The following is a 13,660-nucleotide window of genomic DNA, read 5'->3' as shown; positions in this document are numbered from 1 at the left end:
CGACGATCAAGACATATGGTTCTGCTCCGGCCGATGCGCCGAACGGTTCTTGGCCATTAATGAAGGCAAACAACCTGAAGGAGGGCGAACCCGCCGCGCCAACTACGACGACTGACCCAGGCGCACGACGAGTGGAGCCACCTCTTTCGTTTGAAGGGTGTCTACATGCGGCTGGCTTCCAGCGACCACCCGATCCGCTCGTCGGCTCGTTGGGGTTGCCGCAGCAGCTGTTCGGGTTGCGCCTCGGGTCAGAGGCATATCGATGGCGCAAGCATCAGCGCGGCGGCCAGGAGTGGTCCGAGCAGGGCCGCGCCCGTCGCCACAGTGAGGTAAAGGCGGGCGCGAATCCGGTTCGGCGGAAATAGAAGTCGTTCCACACGCTGAGTGACGGCCAATCCCGTCGCACCAAGCGCCGCGGCCGGCATCGGTGATGTCGAGGTGGGGCCTGGAAGGCTGAGGGCAACAAGTGCGTCGACGATGGTGTCGCAGCTGTGTCGTCGGGCGGCGGCGTCGTCGGCGCACATCTCCAAAAGGCGAGCGATCTCGCTGGCGCCCTTGGCGAAGAGCTGCACCCGCGGCAGCATCGCGCCCAGAGCGGCGGTGACGGCCAGGACATGATGGTGGCGTCCGCTCAGGTGGGCGCGTTCATGAGCGAGGACTGCGGCCAGTTCGGCGCCATCGAGGGCGTCGAGCGCGCCGCGGGTCATGACGATGGTGTGGGGTCGCCCAGCAAGGCAATACACCCCGCGCTGAGCGCTGTCGATGATCAGGGCGCCTCCAGGCCCCGGCAAGGTGTCACCGGCGGCGATCCGGGCGGCGCTGACGTGGTCTCTACTGCCCCGATGCGAACGGCGTATTGCGAGCACCACGCGGCTGCCCAGAACCACGACCGTCAGGGTGCTCATCGCGGCCAGCGCTAGAAAGCTGACCTGCAACAACTCGCCATAACCGCCGTGGACGATGAAACCCAAGCCGGCCAGGCACCCGGTCACCATCAGACCAATGTCACCTTCCGAGGTGAGGACATGGGTCACCAGCAGGGTGAACGCCCCGATCGAGGCCGCGAGCACGGAGGCCATCACGGCGAGCCAGGCGCTGACACCGAGGCGGGGGGCAGCACCGTGGAGATTGGCACGCAACAGCAATGGCGGCGCCAAAACGCTCAAGGCCAGCGCGTAAACCGCGAGGCAGACGGCCATGCTCATGGTTTCGGCGATGTCCGGCCCCGGCGGCGGATGACCTCTTTGAGCCCTGCCAGCTCGTCGGCACTCATCTCCCCGACGAAATGCGCCAGAACCGCGGCTGTGTCGTGTTCGCCACCGCCGCTCAACGCTTCGCGCATGAGCGCGGCGATGTGTTCGGGATGGCTCAGCACGGTGCGGTAGCGGAACGCTTTGCCCTCCCGTTCCCGCAGGAGGTGACCCTTGCGGTAGAGATTCTCCATGGTCGACAGCACTGTGGTGTAGGCGATCTCGCGATCGGTGCGAAGCTGTTCGACCACCTCCCGGGCGGTACCGCTGCCGCCGGATTCCCACAACCGCGCCATGACTACGGTCTCGAGTTCACCGAACACCCGCACCGCTACTCTCACCTACCTCGTCTTCGGTCCTTGCCGGGGTTGCCGTGCGATAAGCACACCTCCTGCACCAGCCTACGGCCTCGGTACGGAGAACCGACATTGCGCGCCGACGGCGGCATGACCCTCCGACGATGCGTCCACCACGTCATGTTCTGACGGGCCGGTTTCCTTGGGTTTGACGGTTACATGTTTCCTGCACAACACGGGCACGGTTCCGGATCGGTACAACAGGCGCAGTCATCCATCGGCATTGGCTGCATCGCCATCATCGCTCCGCTACAGCACATCATCGCCTCGCTGCAGCACCACATCAGCGGTTCAGAACCTCCAGCGTCGTAGCTCACGGCGACGGGGTCGCCACCGGTGACGTCGAAGTAGATCTTGCCCGTAGCGGTCTGGCCCTGAGCCAGTGCGGCGCCAGAAATCCCCTGCGGGCTCGCCATTTGCCACAGCACGCGATAGCTGCCGCCATCAGCAGTGGAGGCGTTGAAATTGGGGATGATGGGCGTCGATCCCCCTGAGGTCGCCGTGACCGACGCGGTCGCCTCCCATAGCTGTCCGGCCAGCGGATATCCAGGCGCGGGATCCGCGCTCTTCGTGAGGTTGGTGACTGACCACTCCTGTACGCCACCCCCCATCTCGGCCTGCTGCTGAGACCCAAAGCGGTGCATACAGTCATCGGAAGCCGACGCCGTCGCGGCGAGTCCCACACCAAACAGCGCCGCCACCGCCACCAGCGCCACCATCACACCGAGTCCGCGAAACACATTTGCTCCTTCTTTCACATTGCTGCGGCCGCCGACCGATCGGCCCGCCGAGCATCAAGCATCTACTATGTCGGTACCGAGATAGTAGATGATGCTCCGGGGCCCGGCGCGCCCGGATCGGCCAACGAGAAAGAGGGTGACCAAGTTGTCGGACCAAACAGCGTTCAGCGATGCGAACGAGGGGCGCGTTGTTCGGGACGCGTCGAACACACCCAACGAGACGACACAACACGACGGTGGAGCGACCTACCTCGGCCCTCGGGTGGAGCTGCTCGTGATTGCCGGTTGCCCTCACGCCACGCTCGCCGAGGCACTGCTGAGGGTGACGCTCGACGAACTGGGTCTCACTCGAACACCGGTATACATCAACATGATTGAGACCACCGCCGAAGCGATTCACCAGACCTTCGTGGGATCGCCCACCATCAGGATCAACGGCGTCGATCCTTGGGCGCAATCTGGCAGCGAACCCGGACTAGCTTGTCGTGTTCATCCCTCACCAGCTGGGCTACCCACCCAATACAGCCTCGCCCAGGCACTGTGCGCAGCCGTGGTCAATGACCAACTGCCCATGCCCGCAGACTCGCAGGTCAACGACTAACGAAGCCAATGAGACAAGACCGAGACGGGGCCTTGCCTTGCACGAGCCCGCCGTCTCGTTTCTAGAGAAACGAGACTCCTCACGCGGCCCGGCTGCGGTTACTTCGCGCCTGGTTTGCCGTGCCTCATTTCCTGTCTGATACCGCGCGTCTCGAATCCTCGATGTAGGAGGACAGTGAGATGGTCCTTCACCTAGGACAGTCGAGTACGCCGGAGCACGGCGGGCCAAGGCGGCCTCGATCGGCAACTCTTCCGCGCATCAAGGCTCACAGCACAAGAGGTACTTCGCACAAACTCGTTAGTCGTCGATAGTTGCGGACTCGAAGGAAACTGACTGCCCTAAGAAGCAAGGAATAGTGCACGCACGAAATACGTACACTCCACCAGCAGCCTGCTGGTACACCATCTACAGCCCAGACCTCACCGACCGGTGCGAGCTGAGCGCCTTCGACGGCCGCCGATCGACCCGCACCCCGGGCCGAGGCGCCGAGGCCGGCGATGCCTAGCAACTGGCCCGCATCCCCTGCGACTCCGCCGGTGGTCTTTTCCGTTGATCGGCCGGTCTTGATCGACATGGCCCGCGCCTTCCCGGGGCTGGGCAGCACCACCCGTCGCCAGGACGAGCTGCCGCTGTGGGTTCGAGCCTTCGGAGTGCGCCTGGAGCCATGGATGCCCGCGCGTCAAACCGCCTGGGTCAGACGAAGCGACGGAGGATGGCTGGCCGTCTTGGAGTGCACCGCCTCAAGCCCCAACGGACAGACAGCGGTGACGATGCAGCTGTGGCTGGAGCCCGACCTCATCACCGCCGACCTCAAAACCGGCCGCTGAGGGGCGTACACGGGAAGCCAGGGGGGAGCGGGGGAGAGACCGGCCTGTCGGGGTCACGGCCCGATGTCGTCGAGCAGCACCAGGACCGCCTCGTCGCCACGCTTCCTCAGCAGCGCGTCGACCTCGTTGGGGTGACAACGCAGCGCCCGGGCCACATCCAGGCGTGGAACAGCACCAAGCCGACCCACCAGCCCCTTCATCCGCTGCCGCGGGCCAGCATCCGAAGGAACCCGCACAGCAGCAACCGTGGAATCCGACACATTGAAGGACAGCACCAAGGTGTCGCCCAGCTCCGCCCCGACGCCGGCGGCCACCGCGCGCAGGGAACCAACATTGCCCCCAGTGATCGACGAAGTCCTCCAGTAGGCATTGATGCTGGCCGCGCCAATGAACAGCCGCTCGCTGCCGGGTGTGAGGCCCAGAGCCGTAGCCACGGCAGGATGCAGCGGTTGACCGGAACCACGCACATGATCGACGGTCACCGGCAGGGCAACCCGGATCTCGTGCCTTCCCTTGTGGAAAACGCCACGCACCGACGCGGCCGGGCCCACCGGCGGCCACCCGTCAGCGTCGGTGCGCCGGCGCACCTTCTGCTTGTCCACGACGAAGGCCGGCGCACCCAGATAGGAGCGCACCGATGTTTCGGAGACGTCGGGGAACATCTTGCAGATGTCGGCGATGACGGCCCCGGTGCCGACTATCCCGCCGGCAGCGTCGATGCGGGTGGCGATCTCGCCGAACAGGCCGGTGTACTCGGACAGCCCCCACTGCTTGAGTGCCCAGGTCTGGCGCGTGGTCCGGACGAAGCGGGAGTCGTAACTCAAGGCGTGGCGCACCGCCGATTCAGAGCAATCCTCGCCGATGAGGGCAGCGATCAACGAGCCCGTGGCCGGCGCACCCGAAAGGTGCAGCGCCGCCTCCACCTTGTCGAGCATCGTGGTTCCCCACCGCACCCACTTCTGGTCGAAACGGCGTAGGCCCGGCCGGCTTGCCACGAATTCAACAGCCGTCGGGTACGGAATTCCGAGTTCGGCCAGGGCTTCGGCGAGCACTGCCGTTGTTGGGGCTCCCCACTGGGTGAACGCAGTCTCGAGTGCGGTCTCAGCAGACTGCAGACCCCCTGCGGAGGCGTCTTCAAGCCACGTGTGATCGGCCGGCGTGTACGGGCCGGCCAGGTGAAGCAGCATCGTCGCGGTGTCATCGGAGAGCGCCAAATCGAGATCCGCAAGAGCAGCTTCTGCGCTGGACATCTGCGTCAACGGCCCCAGCCGGTAGCGCAGCTCCGCGGCGTGTCGGCGCACCGCGGCGTGGGAGGGATCAGCGAGCAAGCCCTGAAATCGGGCGGCGGCGCGGGGATAGTTGCGCTGCAAGTTGATGGGGTGGACGCCGAGCAGCTCGGCCATCGCCGCGCGGGTCATGGGCTGCAGCGCCCAGCTGCATCCGGCCAGCGCAGCGCGGTCGTAGGCGGTGAGGCGATCCAACAGGCGACCCACAGCGCTCGGAGCGTCGGAGCTGGCGATGTCCAGAGCCCGCCGATTCCTGACGGCTTCCCACCCGGCGGTGAGAATGGCGCGGACGGTGCCGATTCCTCCCTTGGGCCGGTTGACCAACGAGTAGATCGTCTCGGGGCCGAGATCCGACCAGGTGGCGAAGTCTGGGCCGTAGAACGTACGTGCGCGCCCAGGCAACCAGTCATAGGGGATAGCAGCAGCGGCGATCTCGTCGAATCCGTCGAGAAGGTCGCGCACAGGGCGGTCGATCAGCTGGTGTACCGACTGCCACCACACGGACGCGTCGGCGTCGGCAAGCTGGGTCGCCGGGCGGGCACTCGGCGGCTTCCCCGCCGCTACCTCGGCCGCGCGATCACCGTGTCGCATGGGTGGACTGGATGCCGACATCGCCCTCAATTCTTCCAGCCCAGCCCCGCGCACTCAGTTGCCGGCGGCGGCCCACTCCTCGAGTCGCTCCGGCCGAAGCCGCCCCTTGTCGAAGCGCAACTGCTTTCCCTTGTTCAGGTCGATGGCGATCTTGCGCAGGTCCTCGGCGCCGGTGCCGCCCCACTCGTTGCGCAGCGCCTCCACCATCAACGCGTCCGGATCTAGTCCAAAGCCGCGGCTCCGCAGAAAGGTCAGCGCGTGGATCACTTCAGAGCGCTCGCGGTTGTCGAGAAGTCCCTGGTTGCCCACAGCCAAGCCGGTGAGGCCACGAATCGCCGCGCGCAGCGCCGGTTCCGCCGCCGCGATTGCCGCGATCTCCTGACCACCGAGGTGCTCAGCGCCGAAGGCTGTCACCCACGGTCCGTGATGGGAGACGCCGGGAAAGCGTGACGGGCCGTGTGCCTGGACCACCACCAGACCGTCCACGCCCGAGGCGCGCTCGACCTCCAGGACTTCCGTCAGATTGAGGAAGGTCCCCACGACGGTTCCCTGTGGGCGGCCGTGAAACTTCGACCGCGGTGAGGCACACGTGAGCGGGACGCCGAGCTGGTCGAGGCGGTTCTCTTTGATGCTGCCGGTATCGGGTGCATGGATTGTGGCGGTGTCGCCGGCCCAACGCAGAGCCAGCCGCAAAGCCTCGGTAAAAGGTTCATGAGATTCGACATATGCGCGGCGCATCCCACAACACTAGAACCGGCCGCCCGACGCCTTCGACTATGCGGCGCGGTGGCCGATGATGCTGATCGAGGAGACCGCGAAGTCCTTCAGGTCGCCGGTCTTGGGAGTGTCGGAGGCGATCACACCGCCTTGGCCCGGAATGGTCGTCGTGTCGGCGACCGGTCCGGTCGGCGTACCGAATTCGGTGATGGTGATCGTCATGGCGGAGGCGAGGACCGGCGGCTGCACGGGCGTTACGACTTCGTCGCGGGCGTTGTTCGTCTGCTGTGTCAGCCGTGTTTCTTCGGGATCGTTGAACTGGTACTCCACGACCGCGACCGTCTGGTGCTTGAGCCATTCGTCGGATCCATCGGGGTTCACGCGGTTCCACCCTGGGACGATCGACATGCCGGTGACGACGTACCAGTTGTCGAATTCCACGCGCAGCACCGTGCCCGGAACGCCGTAGGCCGGAAGGCACATCCACGCAGTGTTGACGTCGTTGTCGAAGGCTTGCATCGGATCTGTCGATCCCGCTGTGCACCGGCTGTCGGCACGCTTGACGCCGATGGGCCCGTCCGCTGCCGCCGCGGGGTTCCCCGGGGGCGCCGAAGGTGGCTGAGATTGCACCACTGTCGGCACCGTGTACGCCGGAGTCGAGGCCGCAGTGCTCGATGGGTCTTTGTCTTCACCGGAGGGCAACACCAACGCGACGACGACAAGAACGACGACGACCGCGACGCCGATGGCGGCCAATCGGTGCGGCCGTCGACTCATGTCGACCCACCCCAATCGCCACCACGGCTTGTCCAAGTCCGCACCGAGCGCACCCAAATCGGCGCCGGGAACATCAACATCGGGGGCCAGGTCGTCGTCGTCGCGGTGGACATAAGCGCCGCGCCCGGTGCCGGCCAGCAGGCTGTGATTGGCAGGGCCGGAAAGGACGCGGTCGATCTCATTGAGGTCGGAGCGCTCGTCGTCGGTCAGGGTCCGGCCGCGGTGCTCGTCGACGTCGTAGGCCGCGTCGTAGTCCGCGTCGAACTCGTTGCCATCTCCGTCGTCGCCACTGGGCATCCATGCGCCGTAGCCCTCGTCGGAGTTCACCGCGAAGTCCTCACTCACGGGCTCAAACAGCTCCGGGTCGGCGAGCAAGTCGTCAGCGATCTCATCTGCGTGACGGTGATACAGATCGGACATGTCGACATCACTTTCCGCGTGCGGCGCTGCGCGCCACTCCGAGTCGAGGGCATTACCAGCCTCGGTAAATTTTAGCCCGTCAGAGGGAGGGAACTGGCTCACGCGGCTGCACCATTCTCAGCGATCGCACCGGCGAGACCGCGGCGATCGCCAGAGGCCCACCGGGCGTCGATGCATGCACGCTCCAGGTCGGCACGGTCGGCCGTCACTGCATCGCGAATCCGCTTCACGGCGCGCCGCAGCCGCGACTCCACCTTGTCCTCGCTGACACCCAAGATGGCCGCAACTTCGCGCACGGGCACAGCGGTGTCACCACCGAAGCGGATCTTCAACGCCCGGTGATCCTGCTCGGCAATAACGCCGCGAGACAGTGCCCAATCCAGCAGTACGGCACCCGTCAAGTAGTCGTCGGATTCAGCGCACACGTCCTCGCCGGCGACATCATCGAACGACGGCTCCGCTGTATACAGCGGCGCCTCATGGAGCTTGGTAATCGTCCGCAGCGTGATCCAGTAGAGCTGCGCATCGGCGTGTCTATGGTTCGGCTTCACCGCCGGCAGAGCGCGCGACAGGAACGCATCCACCGTGGCCTGGAAGCGCTCGTCGGTGACTACGTACTGCGCATCCCGCGAATCGCCCGGGGCGTGCCGCGCGACCGAGGACAACATCACTGCCTTGGCGCCCAGGAGCACGGTCGACGCCAGGGCCACCCCGCGCCGGTGATCGGCCAACAGCACGGAGGTCGAGATGGCGTCGCGGCCCCCGATCGCGTCGAAGAGTTGCTCAACGGATGTCACGTTCGCGGCGCGCATCCATGCCGACACCTGAACACGGTGCGAGGGCTGAGCGGCCGTGCGGAGCGCGTGCTCGCGCAGCGCAGCGGCCGGCCGGGGGAGGTTGGAAGGTTCGATGGTCATCGCCGGTCTCCTGGAGGAGTCGTGGGGCGCCGGTGCGGCGCAGCTGATGACCACAGCTTCTGAATGGGTTGTGAGCTACCCGTCAGCTACTACGTGAGAAGGGGTGTGAAACCCTCAACCATCCAATCCTCACGACTATGACCTGCATCACAGTCTGAGTCGTCACACGCGCTGGACCTGCGTGCATCGCTTGCCTGAGGGGTGCGCGATTGGCGATCTGAGTTCTCACGCGACGGAAAAAATTTCGGCCAGATCTCACGTGCGCAGCACACTGTCCGGAACGTGCGCGCAACGTGCGCGGCGATGAACGGCGGATGTGCGCCGCGGCGCGCGCGGCATGTGCGCGGAACGTGCGCGCGTCCGCCGATAGCTGGTCACGTGAGATGTGCGCGGCCCGTGAGCGGGTACGCACAATTCATGTGCACGACCTGCGTAGACGCTATTGGCGCGGCTTGTGAGGTCACATTCACACGGTTGACCTGCGAAAATAGCGCCAGCAACGGTCCCATCGGTGATTTACGCTGGCCTTATCGCTCCGCTGCACAGCCAGCGTAAGCCCCCTGTCAAGGGGGTAGCAGCAAATCTGATTGTCGATTGTCAAAGTGGTTGGCAATTTGTCATTTGAGATGGCAACCGATGGCAACGTTGCCATCTGGATGACAAGTTATGTAGCTGACCTTGGGGTCGTCAGACCGACACGCTCGGTAGGCTGCGGTTGCTGCGCCTTCGTGCTGCCAGCACCAACCGGTCGCCGCGCCTTCGTAGTGACTCTGATCGTCGCCGAATCCAAATATGTTGCTCTGCAGAGAACTTCAGTAGGAACCTTTCGTTCTTCTGGTGCGGCGTTTAAGGCGCGGCCACACGACCAGTGTGTTGACATGCACGCGGCCTGCATGGGATCCCCACGCCGCCGGCGGGTGGACGGGTCGAGTTGGTTCAGCGCGCGGCGGCGGTCAGTGACTGTGCGAAAGCGATCACGGCGGCGGCGCCGCACAGCGCCATCTCATCCCGAGGCCGACGCCCACCAAACTCAGGCTGTTCACGCTGCATCCAGACCGACAGGCTGACGACTCCGCCGGGAAATACCGATTGCAGCACGTCGAGTTCGGGCAGAACGCAGGAAGGGGAGTCGGGATCGAACTGCCACAGTGGCAGTCGCCATTCCCGCCCGACCTTGATGCCCACCAGTTTGTGTGCGCCCAGCTTGGCGGTAATCGTTTGGGGCGCCACGTCAAGTAACCGGGCGGCTTCTTCCCGACTGATGCTTGCGTCCGAGAGAACGCGGCGCCCCGCGAACTGATCCTGCAGGTCTGAGAATGCAGCATGGGCGACTGTGGCAGAGTCCGGCGCCAGCCCCCAGAACGTCGAGTCCAAATCGTCGTCGTTCAAGTCTGCCACCGCGGGCCACAGCCTGTTTAGCTCGTCTTCGGTGGCAGCGTTGACCACCGCAGTTATCACCTCCCGTGAAGGCGGGCGATCGTCGACGGATGCCGATGGGGGGATGTGAGAGTCCACCGCCAGAATCGCTAGACGGTATGAGGTGACCGTCGGCTGTTGTCGGGGGTTGCGGGCCGGGGCCTCGCTCACCCATGTTCGTGGGTTACCGGGTGGGTAGTGGGCCCGCCCGGTCTATCCAACAGTGGTGGGAGGCCCCGGTGTTCACTGAGCGTACGAGTATTGGGCTGGACGTGCACGCACGTTCGGTCGCGGCGGCAGCAATCGATGGGATGACCGGTCAGGTGACCCAGACCCGGTTGACGCCGTCTTACGAGCACATCCAGGACTGGATCAAACAGATGCCTGGTCCGGTGGCGGTTGCCTACGAGGCCGGCCCCACGGGTTTTGGACTGTATCGCGCACTGACCAGTGCAGGAATTCGGTGCGAGGTGCTCGCACCATCGAAGCTGCAGAAACCCGCCGGAGATCGGGTGAAGACCGATGCTCGCGACGCCTTGCACTTGGCCCGGCTGCTGCGCTTAGACGAGGTCACCTCGGTGGCGATCCCGAGCCTGAACCAGGAAGCATGCCGCGATCTGGTGGGCGCTCGCGAAGACTGCCGCGGTGATCTGATGCGGGCCCGTCATCGACTGTCCAAGCTGCTGCTGCGCCACGGCATCGTCTACTACGGCGGCCACGCCTGGACGGGTACCCATGATCGCTGGCTGCGCACTGATGCTGTGACCCGGTTGCAGATGCCAGCCACACGGATGGCCTTCGACGCCGATTACGAGCATGTACTGATGCTGCAGGCCCGACGCGACCGCTTGGACGCAGCGATCCACGAAGTCGCCGCCGACAGCGAGTTCACCCCCATCGTGCGTCGGGTGTCGTGTCTTCGCGGCGTAAGCACCTTGACCGGCTTCGCACTGGCGGTTGAGATCGGCGACTGGAACAGATTCACCGGCAACACGATCGGCTCCTTCGTCGGACTGGTGCCCTCGGAACACTCGTCGGGTTCGGCACGGGTGCAGGGACCGATCACCAAGACCGGCAACACCCACGTACGCCGCCTGCTCGTCGAAGCAGCCTGGCATCACCGACCTCGCTATCGTGTCGGACCGGTGATGCGGTCACGGTGGGACCTGGCCCCGGTCGCCGCCCGTGCCCGTGGTGACGAGGGCAACCGACGCTTGCATCACCGGTGGGTGGGCTTTCTGGCCCGCCGCAAGCGGTCCACGGTGGCCAATGTTGCGGTCGCCCGCGAACTGGCCGGCTGGTGCTGGTCGCTGGCGGTCATGGACGACTAACCGCCACCCAAGCTGCTTCCTTGGTCACGGTGGTGGCAGCGCGTGGATCGACCCGCGACCGGCCTATGAGCAGACCCCTGAAAGGGGGCCGACGCTCGATTCTAGACACGCGGATACGATCCAGCCGAAACACCGTCCTGCGGTAACCAATCCGCGCATATCAGTCTGACCGCGCGTCGCCAACCGACACGCTCACCACACGGACCCAGGAAGCAACGAGGCGCCGCCGGGGATAACTTTCCCGGCGGCGCCTCACCCTGCCTATTGACAAACTTCCCTACATATCAGGCCGGCTTCGCGGAGGGCACGCTCCAACAGAGCGCGTTCGGGATCGTTCACCGTCAGGCTGTCAGGAATCCGGCCGCAGGCTTCATCGGGCGCCGCAGGCACCACGACATAGAGTTCAGTCATTCGCCTCATATCGCTGGAATCGTCCGCGGTCATGCGGAGTGCCAGTCGTAGCCTGCGGCCGCAGCGATAACGTGTTCAACCGGGCCTCCGCCGCGCAGCCACTCCACAGCTGCGACCGCGTGGTCGGTGAACAGGCTTAGCTGCGGCGTGTGTAAAAACTCCGCTACGGCGACCGGATGAAGATCCCGGGGCAGCGTTGCGAACACCCGACTCAGCCCGTGTACTTGCCGACGCGGAACACCGTTCATGTCCACGTCGAACTGCACCACCGGAAATCCCCATGTGTGCCCGCGAGGGACAGCCCAAAGCTCGCCAGTGCGCCGCTTGCGATGAACCTGCGTTGTACTTGCGCCAAGGCCGCGGGCTACCTCGTCGGTGGTAAACGATGCGGCGACAAGCTGGGCAAGCCGACCGGCGGTCCGGGTAACGGCGGTGACGAGCAGCACCGCGCATCCTTCGGTGAAGTCTGAATCATCGAGCAGGTGTGCCTCTGTCTCGGTCAGAGCCGCGGCCCACGGCCGGAGCACCGTGACCCGTCCCGGCGAGTCCGGAGACTGCATTCGTTGATTCATCCCGCCTTCGGTGGGATGCGTCTGTGATCGTAGTGGAGCTTCTCGACGGCCTCGGGGGTGAAGTCGTCGAGGTACTCGTGCGGGCGTTCGGTGTTGAACCACATCACCCACTCGGCGGTCGCCAACTCGACCTGGTTGACGTCACGCCAGGGGCCTTGGCGCCGGATGACCTCGTTCTTGAAGGACCCGACGGTGGTCTCGGCCAAGGCGTTGTCCAGCGCGTCGCCGACCGAGCCGACCGAGGGATCGACGCCTTCGTCGATGAGCCGCTGGGTGAAGGCCACCGAGGTGTACTGGCTGCCCGCGTCGCTGTGGGCGATCAGCCCGTGCAGGCTGGTGGTTCCGTCCTGTGCGCGGGTGAAGAAGGCGTGCTCGACGGCGTCGAGGACCAGGTCGGTGGTCATCGTCCGGGCGGCCCGCCACCCGAGGATCCGACGGCTGTAGGCGTCGATGACGAACGCGACGTAGACGAACCCCGTCCAGGTCGAGACGTAGGTGAAGTCGGCTACCCACAACCGATTCGGTGCAGCCGCGTAGAACCGGCGGTCGACGAGGTCGGGGTATCGGACGTGGGTGTCGTCGGCGACGGTCGTACGGTGCTTAGATCCGTAACGCGCACCCTCCCAACCGTTTTCACGCATCACCCGCTCCACGGTGCAGCGCGCCGCATCGTGACCTCGACCACGCAACCAGATCCAGAGTTTGCGCGATCCCAACGTCTGCACGAACTTCCCGGTCTTGCGGTCTTCCCTTGCCGCGGTGATGATCTCGACCAACTCGGCGTCGCGGACCTGGCGCCGTGTCGGTGTCTTGGCGATCCACTCGTAGAACGTCGACGGGCTGATCGGCATGCCGTGCTCGGAGAGCACGGCGCACATGGGCTCGACACCCCAGCGCAGTCCGGCCCCGCCGTCGGGGCCGGCCACCTGCTGGTCCTTGTGTTCGGCGATGAACCGAATCACCGTCTCCCGGGCCGGTCGAGCTCGGCCCCGAAGAAAATCGCCGCTGCCTTCAAGATCTCATTGGCCCGACGCAGCTCGGCGATCTCCCTGCGCAGCGCCTTGTTCTCCTCGACGATCTGAGTCGTCACCCCCGGCCGCTGGCCGGTATCGACCTCCGAACGCCGTATCCAGGTCCGCAACGTCTCCGGGGTGCCGATTCCCAACATGCCCGCGACCGCGGTGATCGCCGCCCACTGCGACGGGTACTGCGGGCGGACTTCGGCGACCATGCGCACCGCACGCTCACGAAGCTCCTCGGGGTACTTGCTGACACGTCCCATAACCCAGATCCTCCCAAGATCGGAAGTCTCCGGAAACGCCGGGACGGGTCACTGCGATGCGGCGGCTGCAGCGCAGAACTGTCAGCGGTGCGACTGGACTGTTCCGTAGATCGCTCATCCGGCTCTGCATCCAAAGTGCACATCATCGGGACGGGTCTGCTGCACG

13 protein-coding genes are annotated in these 13,660 nt (G+C 65.3%); 3 read left to right on the top strand and 10 right to left on the bottom strand.

Features of this window, described 5'->3' with window-relative positions; genetic code table 11:
• Positions 1-248 precede the first annotated feature (248 nt).
• The 3 genes from EXE63_RS01600 to EXE63_RS01590 all read right to left on the bottom strand — a co-directional run bounded on the left by EXE63_RS01600 (position 249) and on the right by EXE63_RS01590 (position 2,325).
• Complete coding sequence (locus EXE63_RS01600) at positions 249-1,205, bottom strand: M56 family metallopeptidase (RefSeq protein WP_006247294.1); 957 nt, start codon at positions 1,203-1,205, stop codon at positions 249-251.
• Positions 1,202-1,591, bottom strand: coding sequence for a BlaI/MecI/CopY family transcriptional regulator (locus tag EXE63_RS01595; RefSeq protein ID WP_013470257.1), 390 nt, complete (start codon positions 1,589-1,591; stop codon positions 1,202-1,204). Before EXE63_RS01595 ends, EXE63_RS01600 begins: the two co-directional genes overlap by 4 nt.
• 170 nt (positions 1,592-1,761) lie before the next feature.
• Positions 1,762-2,325 (bottom strand): MPT63 family protein, encoded by a 564-nt coding sequence (locus tag EXE63_RS01590; RefSeq protein WP_048471209.1) that lies wholly within the window; start codon positions 2,323-2,325, stop codon positions 1,762-1,764.
• Positions 2,326-2,482: 157 nt separating this feature from the next.
• On the opposite strand from EXE63_RS01590, the gene EXE63_RS01585 reads away from it, so the two are divergent.
• Positions 2,483-2,947 carry a hypothetical protein gene (locus EXE63_RS01585; protein ID WP_234714048.1) on the top strand — a complete coding sequence of 155 codons (465 nt, stop codon included), beginning with the start codon at positions 2,483-2,485 and terminating at the stop codon, positions 2,945-2,947.
• A 536-nt stretch (positions 2,948-3,483) separates the two neighbouring features.
• The gene (locus tag EXE63_RS01580) at positions 3,484-3,774 is read left to right on the top strand and encodes a hypothetical protein (protein ID WP_234904120.1); all 291 of its coding nucleotides are present in this window, start codon (positions 3,484-3,486) and stop codon (positions 3,772-3,774) included.
• A gap of 53 nt (positions 3,775-3,827) precedes the next feature.
• Here the strand turns inward: EXE63_RS01580 and EXE63_RS01575 are convergent, their stop codons facing one another.
• The 5 genes from EXE63_RS01575 to EXE63_RS01555 form a co-directional block, all read right to left on the bottom strand.
• Positions 3,828-5,651: a hypothetical protein gene (locus EXE63_RS01575; protein ID WP_234904119.1), complete on the bottom strand. Its 1,824-nt coding sequence runs from the start codon at positions 5,649-5,651 to the stop codon at positions 3,828-3,830.
• A 54-nt stretch (positions 5,652-5,705) separates the two neighbouring features.
• Positions 5,706-6,389, bottom strand: coding sequence for a DUF1889 family protein (locus tag EXE63_RS01570; protein WP_168140519.1), 684 nt, complete (start codon positions 6,387-6,389; stop codon positions 5,706-5,708).
• Positions 6,390-6,425: 36 nt separating this feature from the next.
• On the bottom strand, positions 6,426-7,667 hold the full coding sequence (locus EXE63_RS01565) for a hypothetical protein (RefSeq protein WP_168140518.1): 1,242 nt from the start codon (positions 7,665-7,667) through the stop codon (positions 6,426-6,428).
• Positions 7,664-8,482, bottom strand: coding sequence for an RNA polymerase sigma factor (locus tag EXE63_RS01560; protein ID WP_168140517.1), 819 nt, complete (start codon positions 8,480-8,482; stop codon positions 7,664-7,666). Before EXE63_RS01560 ends, EXE63_RS01565 begins: the two co-directional genes overlap by 4 nt.
• Positions 8,483-9,418: 936 nt before the next feature.
• Positions 9,419-9,928, bottom strand: coding sequence for a helix-turn-helix domain-containing protein (locus EXE63_RS01555; protein ID WP_168140516.1), 510 nt, complete (start codon positions 9,926-9,928; stop codon positions 9,419-9,421).
• A gap of 209 nt (positions 9,929-10,137) precedes the next feature.
• Between EXE63_RS01555 and EXE63_RS01550 the strand changes: the two genes are divergently transcribed.
• Positions 10,138-11,229: an IS110 family RNA-guided transposase gene (locus tag EXE63_RS01550; RefSeq protein ID WP_168140515.1), complete on the top strand. Its 1,092-nt coding sequence runs from the start codon at positions 10,138-10,140 to the stop codon at positions 11,227-11,229.
• 440 nt (positions 11,230-11,669) lie between these two features.
• On the opposite strand, the gene EXE63_RS01545 is transcribed toward EXE63_RS01550, so the two are convergent.
• A complete protein-coding gene (locus EXE63_RS01545; protein ID WP_168140514.1) occupies positions 11,670-12,086 on the bottom strand; it encodes a helix-turn-helix domain-containing protein in 417 nt (138 codons plus the stop codon).
• Positions 12,087-12,208: 122 nt separating this feature from the next.
• Positions 12,209-13,494, bottom strand: a protein-coding gene (locus EXE63_RS01540; protein WP_168140504.1) for an IS3 family transposase whose coding sequence is annotated in 2 segments (ribosomal slippage) — positions 12,209-13,212 and positions 13,212-13,494 — 1,287 coding nt in all. Because the reading frame shifts where the segments join, the coding sequence is not laid out codon by codon here.
• Between the last annotated feature and the right edge of the window lie 166 nt (positions 13,495-13,660).

The sequence above is a fragment of the Mycolicibacterium frederiksbergense genome (assembly GCF_012223425.1).
GTDB classification, from domain to species: Bacteria; Actinomycetota; Actinomycetes; order Mycobacteriales; family Mycobacteriaceae; genus Mycobacterium; species Mycobacterium frederiksbergense.
This window is presented reverse-complemented; position numbering and strand designations above follow the sequence as displayed.

Excerpts from the sequence above, each read along its gene's own strand:
- EXE63_RS01590 (WP_048471209.1), bottom strand. The coding sequence starts at position 2,325 with ATGGTGGCGCTGGTGGCGGTGGCGGCGCTGTTTGGTGTGGGACTCGCC.
- EXE63_RS01600 (WP_006247294.1), bottom strand. The coding sequence starts at position 1,205 with ATGAGCATGGCCGTCTGCCTCGCGGTTTACGCGCTGGCCTTGAGCGTT.
- EXE63_RS01575 (WP_234904119.1), bottom strand. The coding sequence starts at position 5,651 with ATGCGACACGGTGATCGCGCGGCCGAGGTAGCGGCGGGGAAGCCGCCG.
- EXE63_RS01570 (WP_168140519.1), bottom strand. The coding sequence starts at position 6,389 with ATGCGCCGCGCATATGTCGAATCTCATGAACCTTTTACCGAGGCTTTG.
- EXE63_RS01560 (WP_168140517.1), bottom strand. The coding sequence starts at position 8,482 with ATGACCATCGAACCTTCCAACCTCCCCCGGCCGGCCGCTGCGCTGCGC.